The 20,999-nt window shown below is 65.1% G+C and carries 19 protein-coding genes and 1 pseudogene; 13 read left to right on the forward strand and 7 right to left on the reverse strand.

From position 1 onward, the window contains the following. Positions 1-332 precede the first annotated feature (332 nt). Together ACESK5_RS06625 and ACESK5_RS06630 are read left to right on the forward strand one after the other, a co-directional pair. A complete protein-coding gene (locus ACESK5_RS06625; protein WP_372910763.1) occupies positions 333-1,337 on the forward strand; it encodes a hypothetical protein in 1,005 nt (334 codons plus the stop codon). Beyond that, the gene (locus tag ACESK5_RS06630; protein ID WP_372910764.1) at positions 1,334-2,863 is read left to right on the forward strand and encodes a M20 family metallopeptidase; all 1,530 of its coding nucleotides are present in this window, start codon (positions 1,334-1,336) and stop codon (positions 2,861-2,863) included. The genes ACESK5_RS06625 and ACESK5_RS06630 overlap by 4 nt, the downstream gene beginning before the upstream one ends. Positions 2,864-3,048: 185 nt before the next feature. Here ACESK5_RS06630 and ACESK5_RS06635 read toward each other — a convergent pair whose 3' ends face one another. Both ACESK5_RS06635 and ACESK5_RS06640 read right to left on the reverse strand, forming a co-directional pair. Beyond that, entirely contained in the window at positions 3,049-4,149 is a 1,101-nt protein-coding gene (locus ACESK5_RS06635; RefSeq protein ID WP_372910765.1) for an amidohydrolase family protein, read from the reverse strand. Between the two features lie 154 nt (positions 4,150-4,303). Next, on the reverse strand, positions 4,304-5,623 hold the full coding sequence (locus tag ACESK5_RS06640) for an aspartate aminotransferase family protein (protein ID WP_372910766.1): 1,320 nt from the start codon (positions 5,621-5,623) through the stop codon (positions 4,304-4,306). 90 nt (positions 5,624-5,713) lie between these two features. Here ACESK5_RS06640 and ACESK5_RS06645 point away from each other — a divergent pair, with 90 nt between their 5' ends. The 7 genes from ACESK5_RS06645 (at position 5,714) to ACESK5_RS06675 (ending at position 12,666) form a co-directional block, all read left to right on the forward strand. Continuing rightward, positions 5,714-6,523, forward strand: coding sequence for a succinylglutamate desuccinylase/aspartoacylase family protein (locus ACESK5_RS06645; RefSeq protein ID WP_372910767.1), 810 nt, complete (start codon positions 5,714-5,716; stop codon positions 6,521-6,523). 914 nt (positions 6,524-7,437) lie between these two features. Next, on the forward strand, positions 7,438-8,421 hold the full coding sequence (locus ACESK5_RS06650) for a winged helix-turn-helix domain-containing protein (protein ID WP_372910768.1): 984 nt from the start codon (positions 7,438-7,440) through the stop codon (positions 8,419-8,421). Between the two features lie 201 nt (positions 8,422-8,622). Then, a complete protein-coding gene (locus ACESK5_RS06655) occupies positions 8,623-8,766 on the forward strand; it encodes a DUF2080 family transposase-associated protein (protein ID WP_372910769.1) in 144 nt (47 codons plus the stop codon). Next, positions 8,766-9,995 carry an RNA-guided endonuclease InsQ/TnpB family protein gene (locus ACESK5_RS06660; RefSeq protein WP_372910770.1) on the forward strand — a complete coding sequence of 410 codons (1,230 nt, stop codon included), beginning with the start codon at positions 8,766-8,768 and terminating at the stop codon, positions 9,993-9,995. Before ACESK5_RS06655 ends, ACESK5_RS06660 begins: the two co-directional genes overlap by 1 nt. A gap of 118 nt (positions 9,996-10,113) precedes the next feature. Continuing rightward, complete coding sequence (locus tag ACESK5_RS06665) at positions 10,114-11,484, forward strand: FAD-dependent oxidoreductase (RefSeq protein WP_372910771.1); 1,371 nt, start codon at positions 10,114-10,116, stop codon at positions 11,482-11,484. After that, entirely contained in the window at positions 11,481-11,954 is a 474-nt protein-coding gene (locus tag ACESK5_RS06670; RefSeq protein ID WP_372910772.1) for an ester cyclase, read from the forward strand. The genes ACESK5_RS06665 and ACESK5_RS06670 overlap by 4 nt, the downstream gene beginning before the upstream one ends. 412 nt (positions 11,955-12,366) lie before the next feature. Beyond that, positions 12,367-12,666: a hypothetical protein gene (locus ACESK5_RS06675; protein ID WP_372910803.1), complete on the forward strand. Its 300-nt coding sequence runs from the start codon at positions 12,367-12,369 to the stop codon at positions 12,664-12,666. 35 nt (positions 12,667-12,701) lie between these two features. Here ACESK5_RS06675 and ACESK5_RS06680 read toward each other — a convergent pair. From ACESK5_RS06680 to ACESK5_RS06695, 4 genes and pseudogenes are all read right to left on the reverse strand, one after another. Further along, positions 12,702-13,017 (reverse strand): annotated as a pseudogene (locus tag ACESK5_RS06680) (IS5/IS1182 family transposase); the annotation flags it as partial. A 103-nt stretch (positions 13,018-13,120) separates the two neighbouring features. Next, on the reverse strand, positions 13,121-14,467 hold the full coding sequence (gene glnA2, locus ACESK5_RS06685; RefSeq protein ID WP_372910773.1) for a gamma-glutamylputrescine synthetase: 1,347 nt from the start codon (positions 14,465-14,467) through the stop codon (positions 13,121-13,123). 276 nt (positions 14,468-14,743) lie between these two features. Beyond that, positions 14,744-15,415, reverse strand: a complete 672-nt coding sequence (locus tag ACESK5_RS06690) for an AIM24 family protein (protein WP_372910774.1) — start codon at positions 15,413-15,415, stop codon at positions 14,744-14,746. Between the two features lie 1,560 nt (positions 15,416-16,975). Continuing rightward, a complete protein-coding gene (locus tag ACESK5_RS06695; protein ID WP_372910775.1) occupies positions 16,976-17,278 on the reverse strand; it encodes a PadR family transcriptional regulator in 303 nt (100 codons plus the stop codon). 287 nt (positions 17,279-17,565) lie between these two features. Here ACESK5_RS06695 and ACESK5_RS06700 point away from each other — a divergent pair, with 287 nt between their 5' ends. The 4 genes from ACESK5_RS06700 (at position 17,566) to ACESK5_RS06715 (ending at position 19,807) form a co-directional block, all read left to right on the forward strand. Continuing rightward, positions 17,566-18,918: a bacterio-opsin activator domain-containing protein gene (locus tag ACESK5_RS06700; RefSeq protein WP_372910776.1), complete on the forward strand. Its 1,353-nt coding sequence runs from the start codon at positions 17,566-17,568 to the stop codon at positions 18,916-18,918. Between the two features lie 47 nt (positions 18,919-18,965). Next, positions 18,966-19,274, forward strand: coding sequence for a HalOD1 output domain-containing protein (locus ACESK5_RS06705; protein ID WP_372910777.1), 309 nt, complete (start codon positions 18,966-18,968; stop codon positions 19,272-19,274). Beyond that, positions 19,271-19,453, forward strand: coding sequence for a hypothetical protein (locus ACESK5_RS06710; RefSeq protein WP_372910778.1), 183 nt, complete (start codon positions 19,271-19,273; stop codon positions 19,451-19,453). Before ACESK5_RS06705 ends, ACESK5_RS06710 begins: the two co-directional genes overlap by 4 nt. A gap of 78 nt (positions 19,454-19,531) precedes the next feature. Then, positions 19,532-19,807 (forward strand): hypothetical protein, encoded by a 276-nt coding sequence (locus ACESK5_RS06715; protein WP_372910779.1) that lies wholly within the window; start codon positions 19,532-19,534, stop codon positions 19,805-19,807. 218 nt (positions 19,808-20,025) lie between these two features. Here ACESK5_RS06715 and ACESK5_RS06720 read toward each other — a convergent pair whose 3' ends face one another. Continuing rightward, on the reverse strand, positions 20,026-20,784 hold the full coding sequence (locus ACESK5_RS06720) for a YhjD/YihY/BrkB family envelope integrity protein (RefSeq protein WP_372910780.1): 759 nt from the start codon (positions 20,782-20,784) through the stop codon (positions 20,026-20,028). Positions 20,785-20,999: the final 215 nt, after the last annotated feature.

The following is a 20,999-nucleotide window of genomic DNA, read 5'->3' on the forward strand; positions in this document are numbered from 1 at the left end:
GACGACATCATCGCCAACTCGATCGACTACTACCCCATCGAGGAGGACAAGTGGGTCGAGACCTGGGAGCGCGCCCGACAGAAGGCCTCGTCGTAGACGTCGGCGTCGGCGTCAGCGTCAGCGTCAGCGTCACGAGCGCGGCCGACTGTGCCGACTCACGACTCGCTCGCTGCCCGCCGGCGTTCCCGTCCGTCGCATCGCACCTCCAGTGAACCACCTCCGACCGCGCCGTCTCCCCACCGTACGATGAGCCACGACCGTTCACCCGCCACCGACCGTCCCGCACAGCCGCTCCCCTCGAAGCACACCGCCACACCGATCCGAGGCGACTGATGGTCCGAGACCGAGACCGAGACCCGCCACCGACGTATCCGCCGGTCGACCTCGACGTCGCGCTCCCGGCCGGATTCCCGGCCGTCCACGAGGCGTACCGGATCCTGCGCGACCAGAAGGACATGGTCTGTGGCGCGTACGCGCTCACGTACCTCCTGCACGCGTACGGACAGACCGAACGCGACGGGGTTGCGATCTCGGTCGACGCCGTGGCTGCGGCCGCAGGCACGACGCTGGAACCCCGGAACGAAGCACGTCTCGCGGCCGTTCGTGAGGCAGTCGCCGCCGGAGAGGTCCCCCCGGCCCGTGCCGGACTGTGGTATCCGCACGACCACTTCGCGTACGACCTCGCCACCGTCGAGGACGAGGGCGGGACGAGTCCACACGGTCTCGTCGTCGCGTGTGAGGCGGCGAGCGACGGGGCGCTCACGGCGATTCCCGTCCCAGCGTGTCGGCGTGACGACGCCGCGGACGGGGAGGAAAACGAGGATGGGGACGCGGGCGCGGTCCAGCTGACCGCAGACCGGTTCGCCGACCTCCTCGGTGCGGTCTGTGACGGGACGCTCCACGCACAGGTGATACTCAACTACAACCTCGCACAGACCCTCGCGCCCGCGAGCCTCCTGGGGCACAAGTACAACCTCCTCGCACTCCTCACGCGGTGGGACGACCCCGACTACTTCCGACGGCTGAACTGGGACGTCGGCCACTTCACGACGCTGGCGGGGAGACTCACCCGCGGGTCGAGCGACACGCGATACCTGCTCGTCCGGGACTCGTACCGCTCGTTCGGCTGGCGAGGCTATCACCTCCAGCCCGAGGAAGCCATCCACGCGGGCCTCGTGCGTGCGGACGACCACCGTGACGGAGGACTCCTGCTGGTGACGCCGACGCGGGACGTCGACGACGCACTCGCCTGGCTCGACAGCCACGACCTCGAGACCGAGGCGTGGGACAATGGAAGCGCATACAAACCCCGGACGCGCCCGTTCGACAACGGATGACCGAAGGCCTCACACCGACGGAGCAGCGGGTACTCGACGCCGGAACCGAGTGGATCGACGAGAACGCCGACCTCCTGCTGTCGTTTCTCGACGCACTCGTGGGACGTCCCGGACTCTCGGGCGAGGAGGGGGTGAGCGACGACCCCGACACGCCCGTCGGTGTGCTGTCCGACCAGCTCGACGCCACGCTCGACGCACCGGGGTTCCACGTCGAGACACAGCGGCTCCGCCCCGAGCACGACTACGTCGACGTCCCCCGCGAGAACCTGTACACGGTCGTCGAGGGAGCCGGCGACGGGGGGTTCGTCTGCACCAGCCACACCGACGTCGTCCCGGCGGGTGACCCGACTGCGTGGCCGGACGACGACCCGTTCGCCGTGACCGAGGGGACGGTCCACTGGCGCGGGGGGACGACCGTCGACCTCGAACTCGACGGGGAGCTGCACACCCGAGAGATCCGCGAGAAGATGGCCCGCGTGTGGCGCCTGCGCGACCGCGAGTCCGCGCCGGTCCTCGTCGGCCGCGGGGTCTACGACAACAAGTCGTCGAGCGTCTGTCTCGTCGGGAGCCTGCTCGGGCTGCAGGCGGCGCTCGGACCGACCGACACGCGACTGGGCGGTGACCTCGTTCACGGCCACCTCGTCGACGAGGAGGTCTACCAGGTCGGCGTCAAGGAGATGGTCGGCTGGCGCGGCGGCGAGAACTGGCTCGGTGACCGCTACGACTCGCTGGCGGACTTCACGGCGGTCGTCCTGGAAGGGTCGTACGGGTTCGTGCCGGTCATCGGCCACCGTGGGCTCGCGTGGGTCGTCCTCGAAGCGACGGGGACGGCCGCTCACGCGTCGACGCCCGAGCTCGGTGCGAACGCCGTCCTCGGGATGTCACGCGCGCTGGTGGCCCTCGAGGAGGAACTGCCTGCCCGGCTCGGCGAGCTGTTCGTCTCGGAGGACGTCCTCGGGCGGTTGACGGTCGCACCGGGGACGACCGTCGTCGGTGGCGGCGTCGAAGCTGTCGAGGCCGACAGCAGACGGGTAGACCGCAGCGGTCTCAACTCGGTCCCCGACTGGTGTGAGGCGACGCTCGACATCCGCCTGCCGCGGTGGACCGACTTCCCCGAAGGGGTCGACGACATCTGTGACCGCCTCGTCGACCGCGTCGAATCGGTCGCGAGCGAGGCAGCACCGAACGTCACGTTCGAGGCACGCGTCCCCGACGACAACTTCTTCCCACCCGTCGCGCTGAGCGCCTCGACCGAGGCGGCGACGGACCACCCGCTGGTGCGGACTGCGGCGACGACGACGGCCAGCCGACTCGGCTACGACCCCGGTGTGGACGTCGCACCGGGTGCGACGGACGCCGCGTTCCTCTACCACGGGACCCGGATCCCGACGCTCGTCGAGTACGGCCCTGCCGGGGGACTCTCACACGAGGCGCTCGAGTACGTGGAACGCGACCAGGTCGTCGAGGGAGCGAAGGTGATGCTCGAACTGACGCTCCGAGAGCTCGGCGTCGTCGACGCCGCGTGACGCCCTTCAAGTCCCGTCCCACGAGTGTCGTCCTCACGAGCGACTGAGGACCGCTTCGGACAGACTCCAGTGGCGAGTGTGGAGCTACGTCACGGGCGCGGGCACGGACATAGACAGACACACTCGTGACGGACTCGACAGACGCGAAGGGGACGCGAAGAGGACGCGAACGAGGGCGAGCCGACTCAGAGGTCGTACAGCGAGTGTGCGTTCTCACGGAGCACGTTCCGTGCCACCGTCTCGGCGTACCGTTCGTCGAGGAAGCCGTCGACCACGAGGTCTTCTAGCACCGTGGTGAGGTCGGCCCGGATGCGGTCCGCGGCGAGCACGTAGAGTTCGGGGATGCAGAACGCGTCGCTCCCGTACATGACTTTACTCGTCGGCGTCACCTCGAACACCTGCCGGAGCAGCGGTTCGACGCCGTTCTGTACGAACGGGAGCGCGAGCGAGATGTCGAGGTACGCCTCCTCGAACGTGGAGGTCACGTACCCCGCCTGGCGCACGTACGGGTAACTCGCGTGCAGGAGGACGACCGGCGTCTCGCGGTGTGTCCGCAGCAGGTCGTAGAGGTACGTCGGGTCGACGAAATGCGGGTGAGCGTCGGCGTCGCCGAAGCCGGTGTGGAGCTGGACCGGGGCGTCCGCCGCTCCGGCGAGGGCACAGGCGCGGTGCAGGAAGAAGTCGACGAGCGGCTTCGACTCCAAACGACCGTCCCAGCCGTCCTCGAGTGTATCGAAGGCTGTCCGCGCGTCACTGCGGTCTGGCGCGCCGACGTCCAGGCCAGTTCGATACGCGACGATGGACTTCAGCGCCACGTAGTCGCCGGCGAGTGCCTCCGTCACGGTCGTCTCGAACTCGTCGACGACGTCGGCGAACGTGTCGTGTGCGTCGACGAGGTCCTCGACGACGGGTTCGATACGCAAGATGGGGCGGACGTCGGCGTCGGTGTACGCTTCGAACTCCATCGGTGAGAGGTCGGGGAAGCCGTCGTCGGCCAGGATGACCTCCGTCCCTGTCTGGCCGATGAGTTCACGGCTGTACGACTCGAGGTCGACCGCCGAGCGACGTCGCAGGAGTTCCGCCTCGTCGTCCGCGTCGAAGTGGGTTCTCAAGAGTGACAGGGCCGCCCGATAGTTCAGCGTGTGGCGGGCGTGGCGTGGGGAGAGTTCACCCTCGGTGAAGAACGTGCTGAACGCCTCGCGGATCGTCTCCGCCGACTGTGGCTCGACCGCGTGTGCGTGATTGTCGACCAGTGGTGTGGAGTCGACGACCTCGGCGATGGTCATACGTGACGATGTGTGACTCGGGACTTGAAGCCTCGCGTCGTTGCGGTCGCGAGACCGAGTCCGAGTCAGAGACCGCATCCACTCTGGTTCTCGCTCTCGTCGCTCGTGTTCGCACCCTCGACGCCCGTGGTCGCGCTCTCGACGCCGCGACCACTCACCAGCCCGCGTACCGCTCTAGGAGTTCCGGGTCGAGCGTCTTCGTCCGTGCGTCGGCGATGGCGGCTGCGAGCAGTTCACAGCCACGGTCCAGCTCCGTCTCGGAGATGGTGAGCGGTGGCGTCAGTTCGAGGACGTTCGAATCCATGCCGACGTAGAAGACGGCGAGGCCGTGCTTCCGCGCCCAGAGACAGGTCTTCGCGGCGAGTTCCGAATCGGGAGCGTGGCCCTCGGCGGAGACGAGTTCGACCCCCTGCATGAGGCCACGACCGCGGACGTCGCCGACGACCGGTGACTCCTCGGCGAGCTCTGTGAGCGACGCGCGGAGGCGGGCCCCGAGTCGTCGTGCGCGTTCCGTGAGGCCCTCGTCCTCGACGACGTCCAGCGTCGCGTGTGCCGCAGCGACCGGAAGCGGGGCGGCGGCCGTCGTCATCATGTGCCCCGCGGGTTCGAAGTCGACGATGTCGGCTCGACCGACGACCGCGCTGATCGGGAGTCCGCTCCCGAGTGGTTTTCCGACGACGACCGCGTCGGGCTCGATACCGGCGTGCTGGTGAGCGAACAACTCGCCCGTCCGGCCGAGCCCCGCCTTGACCTCGTCGACGACGAGATAGGCCCCGTACTCGGTACAGAGCTCCGAGACCCCCTCGAGGAACCCCTCCGGCGGGACGAGCAGCCCGCCGTCGCTCTGTAGTGGTTCCGTGACGACGCCGGCGACGTCGTGGTCTCGAAGGGCCGACTCGACACTGCCGAGGGCTCGCTTGGTGAGTGCTGCCTCGTCGACGCCGTCGAGCCGAGCGCGATACCGATTCGGGAACGGGAGGGTCACGACGGTGTCGGCGTCGAATCCTGCGAGCGCACTGTGTCCCGAGATGGTCGCCGCACCGGCCGTGATGCCGTGGTACGACCCCTCGAAGGTGACGACCGTGTCACCGTCGCCCGCTGCCGGGAGCGCCTTCGAGATCAACTCGCCCGCCTCCGATCCCGAGTGACCGAACCACACCTTCGTCTCGAACTCGGCGTCGAGCAGGTCACGGAGTCGTTCGGCGAGCGCGACCACCGGTTCGTGCGGAACAGAGAGGACCGAGTTCGCGGTGGCCCGGTCGAGCTGTGCCGCGACCCGCTCGCGGACGAGCGGGTGTCGGTAGCCCGTGTTCGCCACCGCCCACGACGCGGTGAAGTCGACGAGTGTGTCTCCCTCTACCCCTGTGAGTGTCGCCCCCTCCTGTGACTCCATGACGAACGGGAAGAACCGAATCTTCATCGCGTCGGAGAGGACGGCCGCGTCGCGCTCGAGAATGTCACGCTCTCGGGCCATAGCACAGATGCTCGGGTCGAGTGGATAAATCGGTCGCCGACCTGTCCCCCGACCCATAGCCTTTTGTGTCGTTCCCGCACCATCGACAGTGTGCGAGTCGAGACACTCGGGTCGGGAACCCCGAAGACTGCAATCGTAGGGGGTGTCCACGGCGACGAACCGTGCGGTCAGGTGGCTATCGATAGGGTCCTCGACCGAGACCCCGACGTCGACCGCCCGGTCCGGTTCGTCGTCGCGAACGAGGAGGCACTCTCGCTGGGGTGCCGATACGTCGAGGCGGACCTGAACCGCGTCTTGCCGGGCGACCCCGACAGCGACGTCCACGAGGAGCGACTGGCCGCGGAACTCCTCGCAGCGGTCGAGGGCTGCACCCCGCTCGGCATCCACTCGACCCGGTCGTACGCGGAGCCGTTCGGCGTCCTCGCGGATCCGACGCCCGCGAAGTGTCGGCTGTTCAGACGGATGAACGTCTCGGCCGTGCTCGACACCACGGGCCTCTCGTCGGGCCGGTGTGTCGACCACGGCTTTCTCGACGTCGAAGCGGGGTTGCAGGGAACGGACCAGGCCGTCGACAACGCGGTCGCGTGCATCGAGTCGTTCCTGACGGCGGCGGGCGCACTCGACTCCGCGGTCACCCCTTCGGAGACGGAAACAGGGACGGGAACGGGAGTAGAGACGGAGACGACACTCTACGAGGTGACCGAGATTATGGAGAAAGAGCCCGGACACGAGTATCGGTTCGTGGCGGAGAACTTCGAGTGGGTCGAGCCCGGGGCGGTGTACGCCGAACGCGACGGCGAGCCGATGGTCGCCGACGAGGCGTTCGTCCCCGCACTCTCTTCGAGCGATGGTCACGCGACCATCCTCGGCTACCGGACCCGTCCCGCCGGCGTGCTGTGAGGTGAGCGCCCACGACGCGACCCGTCAGAACGGCCTTGTTGAACCCCTCAATAGATAGTTCGCCCGAGGGCCCGAGCGAACGTCACCGGATGGGTGAGCGGCGTGAGGACCTGTCCGATTCCCCGCTCGGAATCGTGGAAGATGCCGAGCTGTCGGAGGAGGCTCGGTCGTGGAGATGCGCTTGCCGGCGAGTTTGTTCTGGTCGTCGAACGCGAACACCGCACACACATCGAACGCGACCTCTCGGCCGGTCCCCGAGAGCCCTCGCCAGCTCCCCTCGTAGGTCCCGCTGATGGTGGTCTCTAGAATTACGGACGTACAAGGAGAAAGCCACGGCGTTCACGGCGGGGATGAATCCGCTAGTTCTCCCACAATCACCGGTGTTAAGCCCCTGACAGCGAATCGCGCGGTACGCTCAACGGGCACACACTGGCGGTTGGATTGGGGTCCGCCCGGACGACGAAGGCTACCATACCGTCCCCGCAAGGGCGTCTCCGAGGTCGTGGCGACACGGCAGGCAAAACGCGACCCTCGCTCGATTGTGTCTGCCCATCGTGGCATGAATGGTAAGGCAGGCCGATGGCACGGCCCGTGCCCGGACGCGGGGAAACCCGCGACCGGGGGCGTCCCCGCCGTCTCTCCGAGACGAACGAGAGGCACGGTGCAAGCGAATACCGCGTCCATTCGGACGCGCAACACGCCACACCCCTCGCGGGGCCGACGTATCGCGCACACACCCGGTATCGCCTCACCGGACCTCATCCGGCTGGCGAGAAGTTGCCAGCGGGGACGTGGGTGCGCCCGCTATCCCGCGCTGGAATCCTCGCCCTTCAGGGAGGGGAGGATGTCAAAAACAGGACGCGTGTCTCGTACTCGCCCTACCGTTTTTCCATTGGCGTGCGGTAACTTATCCCATGGAAAACCGGAACGCGACCGAATCACCGCTGGACTCAGCGGCTGGCGCGGCCGGCGCTCGTGCAGTCAACGCCTTCAAGCGAGTCGGTGACGAGACACGCCTGGCCATCCTGCTGGCACTGTGGGAAGCCTACGAACCGTTCGCCGGCGACAACGCACTGTCGTTCTCGGAACTCCTCGATCAGGTGGACTACGACACGTCCGGGAACTTCAGCTACCACCTCCAGAAACTGGAGGGACACTTCGTGGAGTCGACATCCGATGGGTACCGGCTGAAGCAGGCCGGCCACAGACTCGTCCGGGTGATTATTGCTGGGAGCGGTCTCACAGACGGCAGACTTCCACCGACCGAAGTCGACGTGGACTGCCAGATGTGCGGTGCACCGCTCGCGGTTACCTACGAGAACGAGCAGCTGTACACGGTCTGTACCGAGTGCGAGGGACGGTTCGCGTCGGACGATCGAAAGCCACCGGGAGCCATTATGGGGTTCTCGTTCGATCCGGCTGGCCTGTCGCGCTCGTCCCCCGAGGAGATTTTCGCGGCCTCGGTCGTGCGTGCGATGGGGAAGTTCACGATGCAGATGGGTGGTCTCTGCCCCGATTGCTCCAGCCCAGTGGACGGATTGATTCACATCTGCGAGGACCACGACTCGGACGCCATCTGTCCGAACTGTGGCCGACGGGATGAGATCCAGGCACGCTGGGTCTGTACGACGTGCAAAAACGCTGGACACGGACCGCCAGGACCGAATCTCGCCCTGCATCCCCGCGTGGTTGCGTTCTATGCGGATCGGGGACTCGATATCGGATACAACACGAACGACTTCAGGAACATCGTTCGCATGCTGAGAGCGATGTCGAATCACGAGCAGGAAGTCGTTTCGACGGATCCAGTCCGGGTCCGTGTCACGATTCGATACGAGGGTGACCAACTGCGCGTGATCATCGACGAATCGATGCACATCGTCGAAGTCGAGAACTGATAGCTGCAGGGCTCGTGCCTCGTTTACCTGAAATCAGGCGCTAAGGCCCCGTCCTCAAGGAGCAACGCAGGGAGCGAAGCGACCGAGTAGCGCAGTAGGGCGGGGATACAGCGCCGTCATCGTCTCACAAACACTCCGCGACGACCGGCTCACAGGCCCACCGACACGTTTATGAGTCCCGACAATGTATCTACATCGTACATGGACCAGTTCACAATCAACGGCCACGAAGTCGTGGAAGGCGACGTGAAAGCCACTGGCAACGGCGCTCACGTCTACGTCCCGAAGCGATGGCGTGGCGCGGACGTGAAAGTCGTCCGCACATCTGACCCTAACGACGAATAATGAACTACAACTACAGGTATCGGCTGAATCCGTCAGACGACCTCTGCGATCAGTTAGCGTGGACTGTCGATACCTGTAGGCAGGTCTACAACCATTTCCTCCACCGGCTCAATCGCCACGACGATACGTCGGCGTACTCCGAGCAGAAGCGCCTGCCGGACCTGAAAGACTGGTGGACTGACCTGCGAGACGTTCACTCGAAGGTACTTCAGAAAGTCGTCCAGCGGTTGTACGACAACCTCTCGACTCTCAACAGCCGAAAGCAGAACGGCTACAGCGTCGGGGAGTTGAAGTGGAAAGCGCCGGGAGAGTACCAATCGTTCACCTACAGTCAGTCCGGCTTCAAACTCAAAAACACGAGTGGTCGGACCCGCCTGTGGCTCTCGAAGATTGGTGACATCCCCATCACCTTCCACCGCAACCTGCCCGACGACGCCGAACTCAAGACCGTCACGGTCAAACGCGAACCCACCGGCAAGTGGTACGCCATCCTCGGCGTCGAGACACCCGACGACCCGCCCGAGAAGCCCAACGAGGTAACTGACGCGGTTGGCATCGACGTAGGCATCCTGAAATACGTCCACGACAGCGATGGAACCGCCGTCGAGTCGCCGGACCTCTCGGATGAACGCGAACGGTTGGAACGCGCTCAACGCAACCTCTCGCGGAAAGAACACGGCTCGAACAACTGGGAGGAACAACGCAAGACGGTCGCCCGCAGACACGCCGACTTGAAGCGGAAGCGCCGAGACTTCCTGCACAAACTCTCGGCATACTACGCCCGCGAGTACGACCTTGTGGTCGTCGAGGACTTGGACGCGAAGGGACTGGTCGAACTACCGGGCAACTCGCGGAATCGAGCGGGAGCCTCGTGGGGGACGTTCCTGCGAATGCTCGAATACAAGTGCGAGCGGAAAGGGACGCACTTCGTCGCCGTGGCCCCCCGAGGAACGACGAAAGAGTGCGCGTCGTGTGGTGTCGAGACGGACAAGCCGTTGTGGGTGCGTGAGCATTCGTGTCCGTCGTGTGGGTTCGAGGTGGACAGAGACGCGAATGCGTCGTGGAACATTCTTTCTCGCGGTCTCGAAAAGGTAGGGACGGGCTGTCCCGAATCAACGCCTGTGGAGACTGCGCTCCCTACGGACACCGATTCGGTGTCTGCAAAGCGCGTCATGGAAGCAGGAAGCCCCACCCTCAAGGAGCGAACCGCGTCAGCGGTGAGCGAGTAGGGTGGGGAGGAAGTCACTCGTCTCCCGTCGTCGTCAGTTCTCTCGCTTCAGCCACTATAATCTCGTATAGCTAACACTTATCGGCGTTCTGTACGGAGTCTCCGTCAGTGCCTGTGCAATGACGTTGGAGAACATCCCTACGTATGATCCCGAACACGTTGGTAGAGTCGGGGAGCATGCGGTGGTCGTTGGTGCAAGCATCTCCGGCCTCTTGACGACCCGCGTCCTCGCGGACGGGTTCGACCGGGTAACTGTCGTCGAACGGAACGAACTCTCCGACGAACCAGTGGCGCGTGACGGTGCACCGCAAACGCGGCACCCGCACCTGCTACAGGGAGGCGGGCGGGTGATACTTGACGACCTGTTCCCGGACTTCGGTGACGAGTTCGTCGCTGCAGGAGGATTAGTAATCGATGCAGCGTCAGATTTCAATTTCTACGACGAGGATGGGTACGTGGCGCATCCCCCAACTCGGATGCCGCTATACGCTGGCAGTCGACCCCTGTTGGAGTACATCGTTCGAAGGCGAGTCGCGGATATCGATGGCGTACGGGTGTTCGATGGCTGTCACGTCATCGACTACCGGATGGATGATACCGGGAAGGCGGTAACTGGCGTGGAGCTCAGGGGCGAGAGTGAAACGGTACTGTCAGCCGACTTGACCGTCGATGCGACTGGACGCGCGAGTCGGACACCGAACTGGCTCGAAAACCAGGGCTATACGCCCCCCGAGGTCGCCGACGTAACCGTCGATCTCGCCTACAGTACCGTAACCGTCGACCGGGATACCGACGACAAGCGGGCGTTCTGGGCACCGGCGTCCCCACCGTACACCCGTGGTGGAGGGACGATACCGATCGAAGCTGGCCGACGCCAAATGCTCGTCAACGGCGTCCACGGCGACGACCCACCGACGGATATCGACGAGTTCCGTACGTTCGCGTCGACGCTCCAGATCACCGAGTTGGAGGAGATTCTGGAGACCCACGAAATACTCTCCGAGGACGTCGCGTACTATCCGTTTCCGTCGAATCGCCGACGATACTACGAGCAACTCGACCGATTCCCCGATAGGTTGCTCGTCGTCGGTGATGCGATTGCGAGCTACAACCCGGTCTACGGACAGGGGATGTCGGTAGCAGCACTCCACGCACTCGTGCTCCATCACACGCTCGCGGACAACGGGCTCGGGAACCTTGCTATCCAGTTTTTCGACGAAGCCGAACGGGTGATCGACACTGCATGGCTGATGGCCGTCGGTGCCGACTTTCAGTTCCCCCAAACCACTGGTCCGAAACCTCGGGGAACCGCCATCATGGGCTGGTATCTGTCGCGGCTAACGAGAAAAGCTCATACCGACGGCGAGTTGGCCGAGCGTCTCTTTCGCGTGATCCTGATGGAAAAACCGCCTACCTCGCTCTTCCGCCCCAGCGTCGTGGGACGCGTACTCAAACCGTCCATCCGATCTCTCCACCAAACGAACGCATGAATGACTCCGTCTCTCAACCTGAGCGGATCGTCCGTGATTTCGTCGCCTGGGAGAACGGGGACTCCTCGAAGGTGGATGTTGTTTCGGAGTCGCTCGACGTCTACAATCCGGGATTGGATGGTGGAGAAGTCCACGACCGCGAGAGCTACGCTGCGTATCTCGAAGAGGGTCGGTCGGCCTTTCCGGATATACAGATCGCGATCGAGGAGATAGTCGCTAACGGGGACACTGTAATGGCAGAAGTACGGATAACGGGCACCCACGAAGGGGAGTTCAAGCGCCTGCCTCCAACCGGCCGGTCAGTAGACATTCGAGGGATGGGCAAATTCTCGATTCCTGACGGCACGGTCGAAGAGTGCCACCTCTACTATGATTCGCGGGAGATGGCTAACCAACTCGGTATGACGTTCCCAGAGATACTCAGACAGTTACCGAAACTCGCGTGGAGAAAACTCAAATCGAGTGGCTGAGACCGTGGGACTGAACTCAGCCGCTCGCTCGATTCATCACCGTCTTCGGTCTTCTCACTCCGACCACTATAATCTCGTATAGCTAACACTTATCGGTGTCTCGGCACACGTTCTCGATTAGTGTCTGAGCGATGACGCTGGAAAGCGTCCACTCAGCACACCCGACCCACCATCATGAATTCGACATTCCACACCGACCGTACCGATGGGCGACCGACCCGAGGTAACGACGACACGGTCGAGCGCGTCGTTCGGGGCAAGACGTCGGCGTCCGACGCGAATCTTGGGGGTGACACTCGCTGAGATGTCTCGAGCGTTACGAGCCTCGGGGTACGTCGCACTAACGATCCAGATGGCCTGGGGGTTGGTTCAGGTGTTCGCCGTTTCACCTGCAGGTCCCGGATTGCCACCGGTGTCGGTCGGCGCGCATGCGCACTTCGGCATGCTCTCGATACTGGCCGTCGTGACCGGATTCGCGATTGAGCGGACGGCACTGACCGGGACGCTGCGGTCGATCGCCGTCTGGGGCTTCGTCGTCGGCCAGTGGCTACTACCTGCGACAATTCTCGCCGAGATGGTGGCTCCGCCACTCCTCGTCACAGCGTACCTGTGGGGTGCATCACTCACGATTTCGATGGCGATTGTCGCGTGGGGGACGATTACCGCTAGCGACGAGGTGGGGCAGAGTCCACGTGCGACACCCGCCGACTGAGAGAGGTTGCGAGCGCATACCTCCGTGTTCAAGCCGTGCATCCACTCGAACCCGGACGCATCGGTAGGTGACACCGTTCGGTGGCGTGTCCGCGAGCGAGACGTCCAGTACCAACCGCCAGACGGCTGTCTCCAAGTGGTCGAACGTCTTGCAGGGTGTCGAGGGTGCGGGGATCGAATCGAGATCGAGGACACCACGGATTCGAGGCATCTCGATAAGCTCGTCAACGAGGTCGCGGTACGTTGTCGTCTCTTTCACTTTGAGACAGAGTGAGACGACGTGCTGGCGGGGTGTGAACCACTTGCGTGAATAGCGTGTCGAGAATCGCGCCACGGCACGGCGAGCAAGCATCGTAGCCTGTTCACCGAACCGAAGGAGTCGCGACTTCGGGAGCGCACGTCTTCCTCCAGCCACTCACCAGTCACGTTTGTCAGCGAGGGTTTCGAAAAGGCCGTCAGAACGGGTCTGTCTGGTGCTGTAGTTCCCAGTCGGTGACGGAGCTGTTGAACTGTTGCCAGAGGTAGCGTTTCACGGCGAGATACGACTCGTGGAGCGGCTCTCCGAGCGCCTCACGGAGGACATCGTCGTCCGCGAGCGCGTCGAGCGCGCCCGCGAGCGTCTCCGGATACCGTTCGATTCCACGTTCGGCTCGCTCTGCCTCCGACAGCTCCGACGGGTCGGCCTCGAGCGGAGCGCCCGGGTCGAGTTCGCGGTCGATGCCATCTCGTCCGGCCGCGAGGAGTGCGACGAGCGCGTGGTACGGGTTGGCGGTGTTGTCGATTGCCTTGAACTCGATCCGGGTCGAGCCCTCGGGGTTCGACGCCGACGCCGACGGGATCCGAACCATCGCCTCCCGGTTGTCGTGGCCCCAGCAGGTGAACGCGGAGGCCCACGAGTGCGGCTGCAGCCGCGTGTACGAGACGACCGAGGGAGCGGTCAGCGCCAGGATCGCCGGCCCGTGTTCGAGCACGCCACCGATGAAGTGCCGTGCGGTCTCGCTCACCCCGTACCGGCGCTCCGCGTCCGGGTCGTAGAACACGTTGTCGTCGCCGTCCCACAGCGAGACGTGCAGGTGACAGCCGCTCCCGGGCTTGTTCTTGAACGGCTTCGGCGAGAAGAGCGCGCTCAACCCGTGGCGTTCCGCGACAGCCTTCACCGTGAGCTTGTACAGGATATGCTGGTCTGCGGCGGTGATTCCCGGCGAGTGCTTCACGACCAGCTCCTGCTGACCGGGGCCGTACTCGGGGTAGTAGGTGGCTAACTCCATCCCCTGTGCCCGGAGGGCGTCGACCATCTCGAGGACGAGGTCGTGGGTGTTCTGCATCCCGTCGGCGGCGAAACAGCCGCTCTGATCGAACGTCTCACGTCCGTCGTCGGTCTTGCGCGCGAGGTAGAACTCGCTCTCGAACGCGCTGACCGCGTCGTACGGAAACTCCGCCAGGAAATCCACGAGGTTCGACCGCGGGTCGTACGCCCAGTGGTCACCGTCGAGTTCGTGGAGGTTCGCCAACATCACGGCACCGCGGTCCGCGTACGGGAGCGTCGTGAACGTGTCCGGGTCCGGAATCAAGCGGACCTCGCCGACAGGGCCGCCGACTGCCGAGTCGGGTACGGGAATCTCCGTCGCCGTGAACGCCTGCTGGACCTGCGCCAGGTTCGCCCCCTCCGTGAGCACCCCCTCGATGTCGTTCGCAGGCACCACCCGCCCACGGGTCACGCCGCCACTGTCGGTGTAGAGCACGCGGACGAGTTCGACGTCGTCCGTCTCGCACTGTTCGATGACCGCTTGTGTCGAAGGCATGCGGAACCTGAAACACCATCCCGTCTTAGTGTTTTCCCGCGGCCTCCCGCTCTGTGAGGTTCTCACCGGCTCCGACGACCGGAGGCTCGCTTCGAACGCACGTCGCCGTCCCGCGTGGTACGCATACGCGTCGTCGAACTCGCGTTCCCGGCCCATCAGTTTCTCGACCCCGGCCACACAGATGAACGAAGCCGATACCGACAGCCGCCGGTGAGTCCGTCTCCGGGCCGAGAGACACCGAGTAACTGGCTCACTGACGCGAAGCGCACACAGCGGCTACCGGTGGCTCTGACTCACCGACCCCTCCTCGTACGGTTGGACGACGACAAACCCGTCCGGGCCGGTGAACGCCATCTGAATCGACTCGCCGGAGGTCTGGCCGATCTCGAACGTCTTGGCGACCTCCAGCGACGGAGAGAGGGTCGTACTCCACGCGACAGTCGCGTCCGGATCCGTGTAGATGGGCGGTGTCATCACGAGCGGGTCGCCGTGGGTCGTGATGGCGACCTGCCCCGGACCGGTGAGGTAGACGGTGGTCAGCCCACCGGTGGCGGCGCCCGAGAGGCTGCCGATCGTACTGATCTCGTAATCGACCGTGGACTCGAACGCGAGGACGTCGTTGCCGTTGATCGAGATGGACTCGCCCTCGTCGAGGGTGAGCCGCTGTACCTTCTTGCCTCGCTCGGCGACGTAGACGTGGCCAGTTCCCCCGGCCTCCATCACGGGCGTTCCCTCGCCGCTCACGGCCTCTTTGACGAGGCCGGTGATTCCTCCCTCGGGCGATGATTTTCCGGTGAAGGTAACGTCACCGGTGTATGCGATCATCGACCCGGCCTTGATGAGGACGGTTCCGTCGACGGGGACGTCGAGGAACCGCTCGTTCTCCGTCTGGAAGCCGTCGCCGTTCGTCGTGGGGGCGTGAGACTGCGTGAACTCTGCGACGTTCATGGGGACCGTGCTGTCTCGGAGGGTGCGCGCACCCATATGACCGGGGCTAGCTCAAACGAGCGCGTGAGGAACGTGTTCACACGGGCGTACGCTCGCTCGCGCGGGGTCTCCCTCCCACCCCCTCGAGAGTTCCGGGACCGGTCGTGCGCTCCCAGGCGAGTCGCCGACCCGCGACCTCCGACCCCAGACGACAGCCTCAGCTCGCTGTCGACACCGGAACGCCGCTCTCGCTCCCGTTGGCGACGCCGATGCCGACGTTCTCGCCGACGGGTTCATAATCGGACCGAGGCGTGGAGACCGGGGTGAGAACGTGTCTCGCGCGGTCTCCCGTCGTTTCGGACGTTCATAATCGGCTGTCGCGGCCGGAAGAGTGGCTGTGTGGGGCACGAAGCGGACCCGATTCTGGTACGGAGCGATGGCTCACAGGACGTCGCGTCCTCGCGCGACGACAGGTGGAATCGGGTCTCGTCGTGCGATTCAGTGGTGGCTCGGCCGTCGTCGCGACGTGGCCGACCGACTGTCTCGGCTCGAAAATCCTCATAATCGGGTTCCGTCTGCCGATTTCTCTCCTCAGCGTCGCGACGGGTCGTCCGTCCGCTGTCCTCGGCATCGTCACCCAAACCGACAGACAACGACGCACCGGCCGGTTCGACGCCGCTACCCCACCCGCTTCGCTCGCCGACCCCGACTCCTGGGTCTCCTTCTCCCCCCGCGAGGCGAGCCACGACGACGCTTCCTTGCGGCGACGAGGCCGATTATGAACGCCCGCGCACGGTCTGACAGCGCCGAACGACCGCTCTCGGACGCGTTCGGCGGCTTCACCTGATTATGAACGGTCCTCGACGGTGGGGGCTCACCTCACTGACTGCCGCGTGGGTCCCCGGCGCGGGCGCTGTGCGACACGGCGGACCGTCCGAACTGCACTGTGGGCCTACTCCGACTCGAGGAGAGAGTCCCGCCGTTCGCGGCGTTAACGAGACGCTTCGCGTCTCGTCCGCACACCAGAACGCTTCGCGTTCTGGGGACGGGCGTGAATCCGGCCACTCTCGCCACGTATCACGTTCTTATGCTGGTCGGGGTCGTTTATCCGGTAACTCAACGCGGAAAACTGGAGGTGGTTCGGCGTTCCTCCCGTCGGCGTGGTCGATAACACACTTTCGACCGGACTCGCGTCCACCGACGCACCCGCCGAAAGGTTGGCATCAAAAACGCGAGCCTCCCGCGATTGAGCCTGCCCACCGTGGCTCACAGGGCAGGCAGGTCGATGGCACGACTCGTGCCTGGACGCGGCGAAATCGGCGTCCGGGGGCCTCCCCCGACCCCGTCACGGGCGACGGGGATGCACGGTGCAAGGAGATACCGCGTCCGTCGGGACGCCGAAGACGCCACATCCCTCGCGGGACTCACGCACGGCGCACGAACCGAGACACCCCGCTCACGCGGGTGGATTTGCCCCCGTCGGACGACCCGGAGTCCCACGCACCGTCTTGCAGGGTGCGATGGCCGTGGGCGACCCCGAGCGCGGATGGGGAACCCTCGCCGTTCACGGCGAGGAGGATGTCATTCCGAATCCAGTTCCTCGGCGTGTTCGAGAAACTGGTCTTCCCATTCGCGCCGCTCGATAAGGGCCTCCCGGCCTGCCTCGGACAGCGCGTAGTAGTTCGTCCGTCGGTCGAGGTCACCGCGCTCGACGAACCCTTCGTCGACCAGCACGTCGAGGTTGGGGTAGAGACGGCCGTGGTTGGTTTCGACCCCGAGTTCCTCCTCCAATCGCTCTTTGACTCCCTGACCGGATGGCCGGTCGAGACTGGCGATGACGTACATGAGATCGCGTTGAAAACCCGTTAGCTGAAAGAGGGACATGTCCTTCCGACAACAACATTCTCCTGTAGATTAACTAATCGGTCGTTAGAACGAGTTAACGTTCCCCTTCGACGCGCCACCGCCGGACCGGACGGTCGGCCCCGCCCGAACGCGGCCTCGCAGCGTCCGGTCGAAGAGACGGTCCGCCCCCGGCGTTCGGGACACGACGACCCCGCCTGTGAGTGGCCCACGGGGCCCGAGTGACGACGACGGGCCCCACCCGCCGTCTCGAACTCGTAGCGTACTCAGGCACGTCGCTTATGCCGGTCGTTCTCCTCTGAGGACTGATGGGTGACTCCGATTCGGACCCGACAGGAGCGGACGTCCTCGCTGTCTTCGACGGAGTAGACGACCCGCGTGAGCCGCTGGCGACGAGCGAGGTCGCCGACTCGGTCGGCGGTGCCCACCGGACGGTGTACGACGCCCTCGACGCGCTGGCCGAGCGTGGCGAACTCCGGTCGAAACGGGTCGGTTCACAGGCACGGGTGTGGTGGCGGCCGCGCGCAGCGTCCGACGACGCGACGTCGGAGCACACCGGCGCCGACCAGCCGACGCACTCGCCGAGTCTGGCGGACAGGAACCTCATCGAGCAGGTCCTCGACGCCAGCCCCGTGAGCATCGTCGTCGTCGACCCGTCCGGTGACATCACGTTCGCGAACGAGCGCGCCGAAGAGACGCTCGGTCTCGAACGCGCCGCGATTACGAGCCGAACGTACCGCCAGCCGGACTGGAACATCTACTACGACGACCGGACGCCGATTCCAGACGAGGACCACCCCGTCACTCGCGTGCTGGAGACGGGCGACCCCGACTACGGCTTCGAGCACTGGATCGAACTCCCCGACGGCACCGAGCGGTGGCTGTCGAGTAACTCCGCTCCCGTCACGAACGACGACGGCGACATCGAGTACGTCGTCGTCGGCTTCGAAGACGCGACGCCGCTGAAAGAACGAGAGGACAAGCTGACCAGCGACAAGCGGCGGGTGGTCGAACTCTCCTCGGAAGGGCTGTTCGCCCCGTTTCTCGACGCGGCCGACGCACCGATCCGCATCGACGTCGACGAGGTCGTGACGGTCACCGACGGGACGGCACTCCAGTACGTCACGGCGGAGGGCATCTCGGCCACGGCACTGACCGACGTCTTCGAAGGGCACGTCGCCGTCCGTGACGTGCGGCTGCTCAGTTCGACCGAGGAAGGTAGCCGGTTCGAGCTTCGCGTCGACCAACTGACCGTCCCGCTGCTCTTCGACCGACTCGGCGGAAAGGTGACGTCTCTCGTGCGGGCCACGGGTGACGGCCCGCCCACGCTCACCGGCGAACTGCCGGGTGACGTCGACCCGGGGACCGTAATCCGGGAGGCACGACAGATTCACCCGGACATCGAACTGGTGTCACAGGAACTCCGCTACACGCCCCGTCTCCTCTCCGACATCGTCGAAGCGAAGCTCACCAGTCGCCAGTTCGCGGCGCTGCGAACGGCATACTACGGGGGCTACTTCGAGACGCCGCGGACGAGCACCGGAGACGAGTTGGCAGCCCAGTTAGACGTCACCCGCCAGACGTTCAATCAGCACCTCCGGAAGGCCGAACAGGCTGTCTTCGAGCAGTTGTTCGAAGCGTCCGGCAAGGAGGCACGCTGACTAGTCAGCCTGACATCTTATGCCCCCCGTCTCCGTTCGAACGGATAATGGGCTTACATACGGACCGTCTCGGCGACGTCAACTTGGACTACGACCCGGCAACGGACGCGTACCACGTCCAGTGCGACTGGGAGGACCCGACCTCACTCTGTTCGACGGTGGTCAGGACCGTCTCGGCAGTCACCGGACAGGCCCCGACCGCGATGACCCCGCTGTATTCGGTCTTCGACCCCGACGCCCTCGAATCCCTCCTCGCTCCGACTCGAGACCGGGATATCGAACTCTCGTTCACGTTCGAAGGGTGTCGAATCACGGTCGCCGGCAGTGGCGACGTGGTCGTCGGCCCCGAAGAATGAGCGACGGGACGGCGTCGTTTCCCGAAGCGTGTGACCACTGCGGGACGGCGCTCGAAGAGGAAGTCAGGTACCCCACGGCGACCGTCAGCGAGGACGACGGTGACGTGTCGATCTTCACGTTCTGTGACGAGGCGTGCAAGGAGGGGTGGCTCGACGACCGTAGTGGCGACCCCAGATAGTGAGCGCTGACGGCTGTGTGTCCGTTTCACTACCGAGTATCTACCGTCATCGCGTCCGCCCGCCTCGGTCCGGTTGTGATGACGGCACCCACCCACATCACGGGTGGACGCACTGTCTCCAGAGCACTCCCCGTCGCGGTGGTCGTGACGGCTGTGGTCGTCGGCTCCGGCGGAACGGCGGCGGCACCCATCGACGGGAACGGGGACGACCCGTCCCTCGACGGCCTGTCCCCGTCGCTCGATGGCCCGGGCGACGCCCTGACGCTGTCCGCGTCGCTCGACGGCAAAGGCAACGACGTGTACCCCCACCGGGTGTCTCCGCCGCCTTCGACGGGGCGAGCGACGACACGGTGACCGCCGCGTTCCCCATCGACAACGGCACAGCCAGCGTCGGCCGGGGCGGTGGGTCCGAGAAACCCAGCTTCTGAGCCGGTCGGCTCGATCCCTCCGGTCTCTCGGTGTGGCCGTACCGGTCCCCACCTCTCCGACTGTGGCGCTTCGCGCGGGCAGGACGGGATTCACGCTTCGTTCGGCGGCGGCGCTCCGTCTTCAGCGGTCCACGGCCACGGGCTTCAGAGGTCCAGGGCCACGTTCACCACGACCCCGACGAGGAAGACGATTGCACCGAGATAGAGGAACGTGATGAACAGGAGCAAGGCGCCGAGGAGGCCGTACGCGGCGTACTTGCCGGCACTCCCCGCGTAGTAGTAGAAGCCGATCTGGAGGAGCACCCAGCCGACCGCGGCCACGATGGCGCCCGGGAGGGCGTGCCGAACCGTGACGTCCACCGGCGGCATGATGTAGAAGATAGGCAGGAACGCCGCCGAGAGCACGACGATGGCGACGACGTTGCCGACCAGGGTCGGGTACTGGAGGGGGATGTCGACGAACGTGAGCGTCACACTCAGTGTGGAGAGTAACACGAAGCCGACGAGGAGCGTCGCGAGGGCGAGGACGCTCTTCTTCAACTGGTCGAGCAGTGACAGCTCCGACTGCCGGGAGTAGAGCTCGTCGAACGCGACCGTCAGCCCACGGAACACCTTGATACCACTCCACAGCGCGAGGAGACCACCGACCACTCCCGCGACGCCGTGTCCGCGCATGTCGCTGAGGACGCTGTTCAGCACCTCCGAGCCGCTCCCCGAGAGAGCCGAGCGAAGGACATCGATGAGGGCCTGCTTGGCACCGAACACAGAGAGCAGCGCGAGCGTGAGAATGAGCAGCGGAACGAACGACGCGATTGCGTAGTACGCGATGCTCGCCGCCATGAACGGCACCTCCTCCTCGCGGACGAGTTCGACGACGCTCCTACCGGTCCCGAGCACTGACATAGAATCTGGAACTCACTACTCGCTGTAGGTCCTCACGACTGAACAGCCGTGTGCTTTCACCTGCCAGCCGTCGACGCGTCTCGTCGTCGGGAGAGCCGGTGAAGCCGGCACCCGCTGGTTCGCTCCGTCGAGACGGGCTCGGCGCTCGGCAGCTGGTGCCGGGACGGCGCCCCGACTCCCTCGCTCGCTTCGAACGGTCCATGTTCCCCACGACA

Source organism: Salinigranum sp. (assembly GCF_041641895.1).
Classification (GTDB): Archaea; Halobacteriota; Halobacteria; order Halobacteriales; family Haloferacaceae; genus Salinigranum.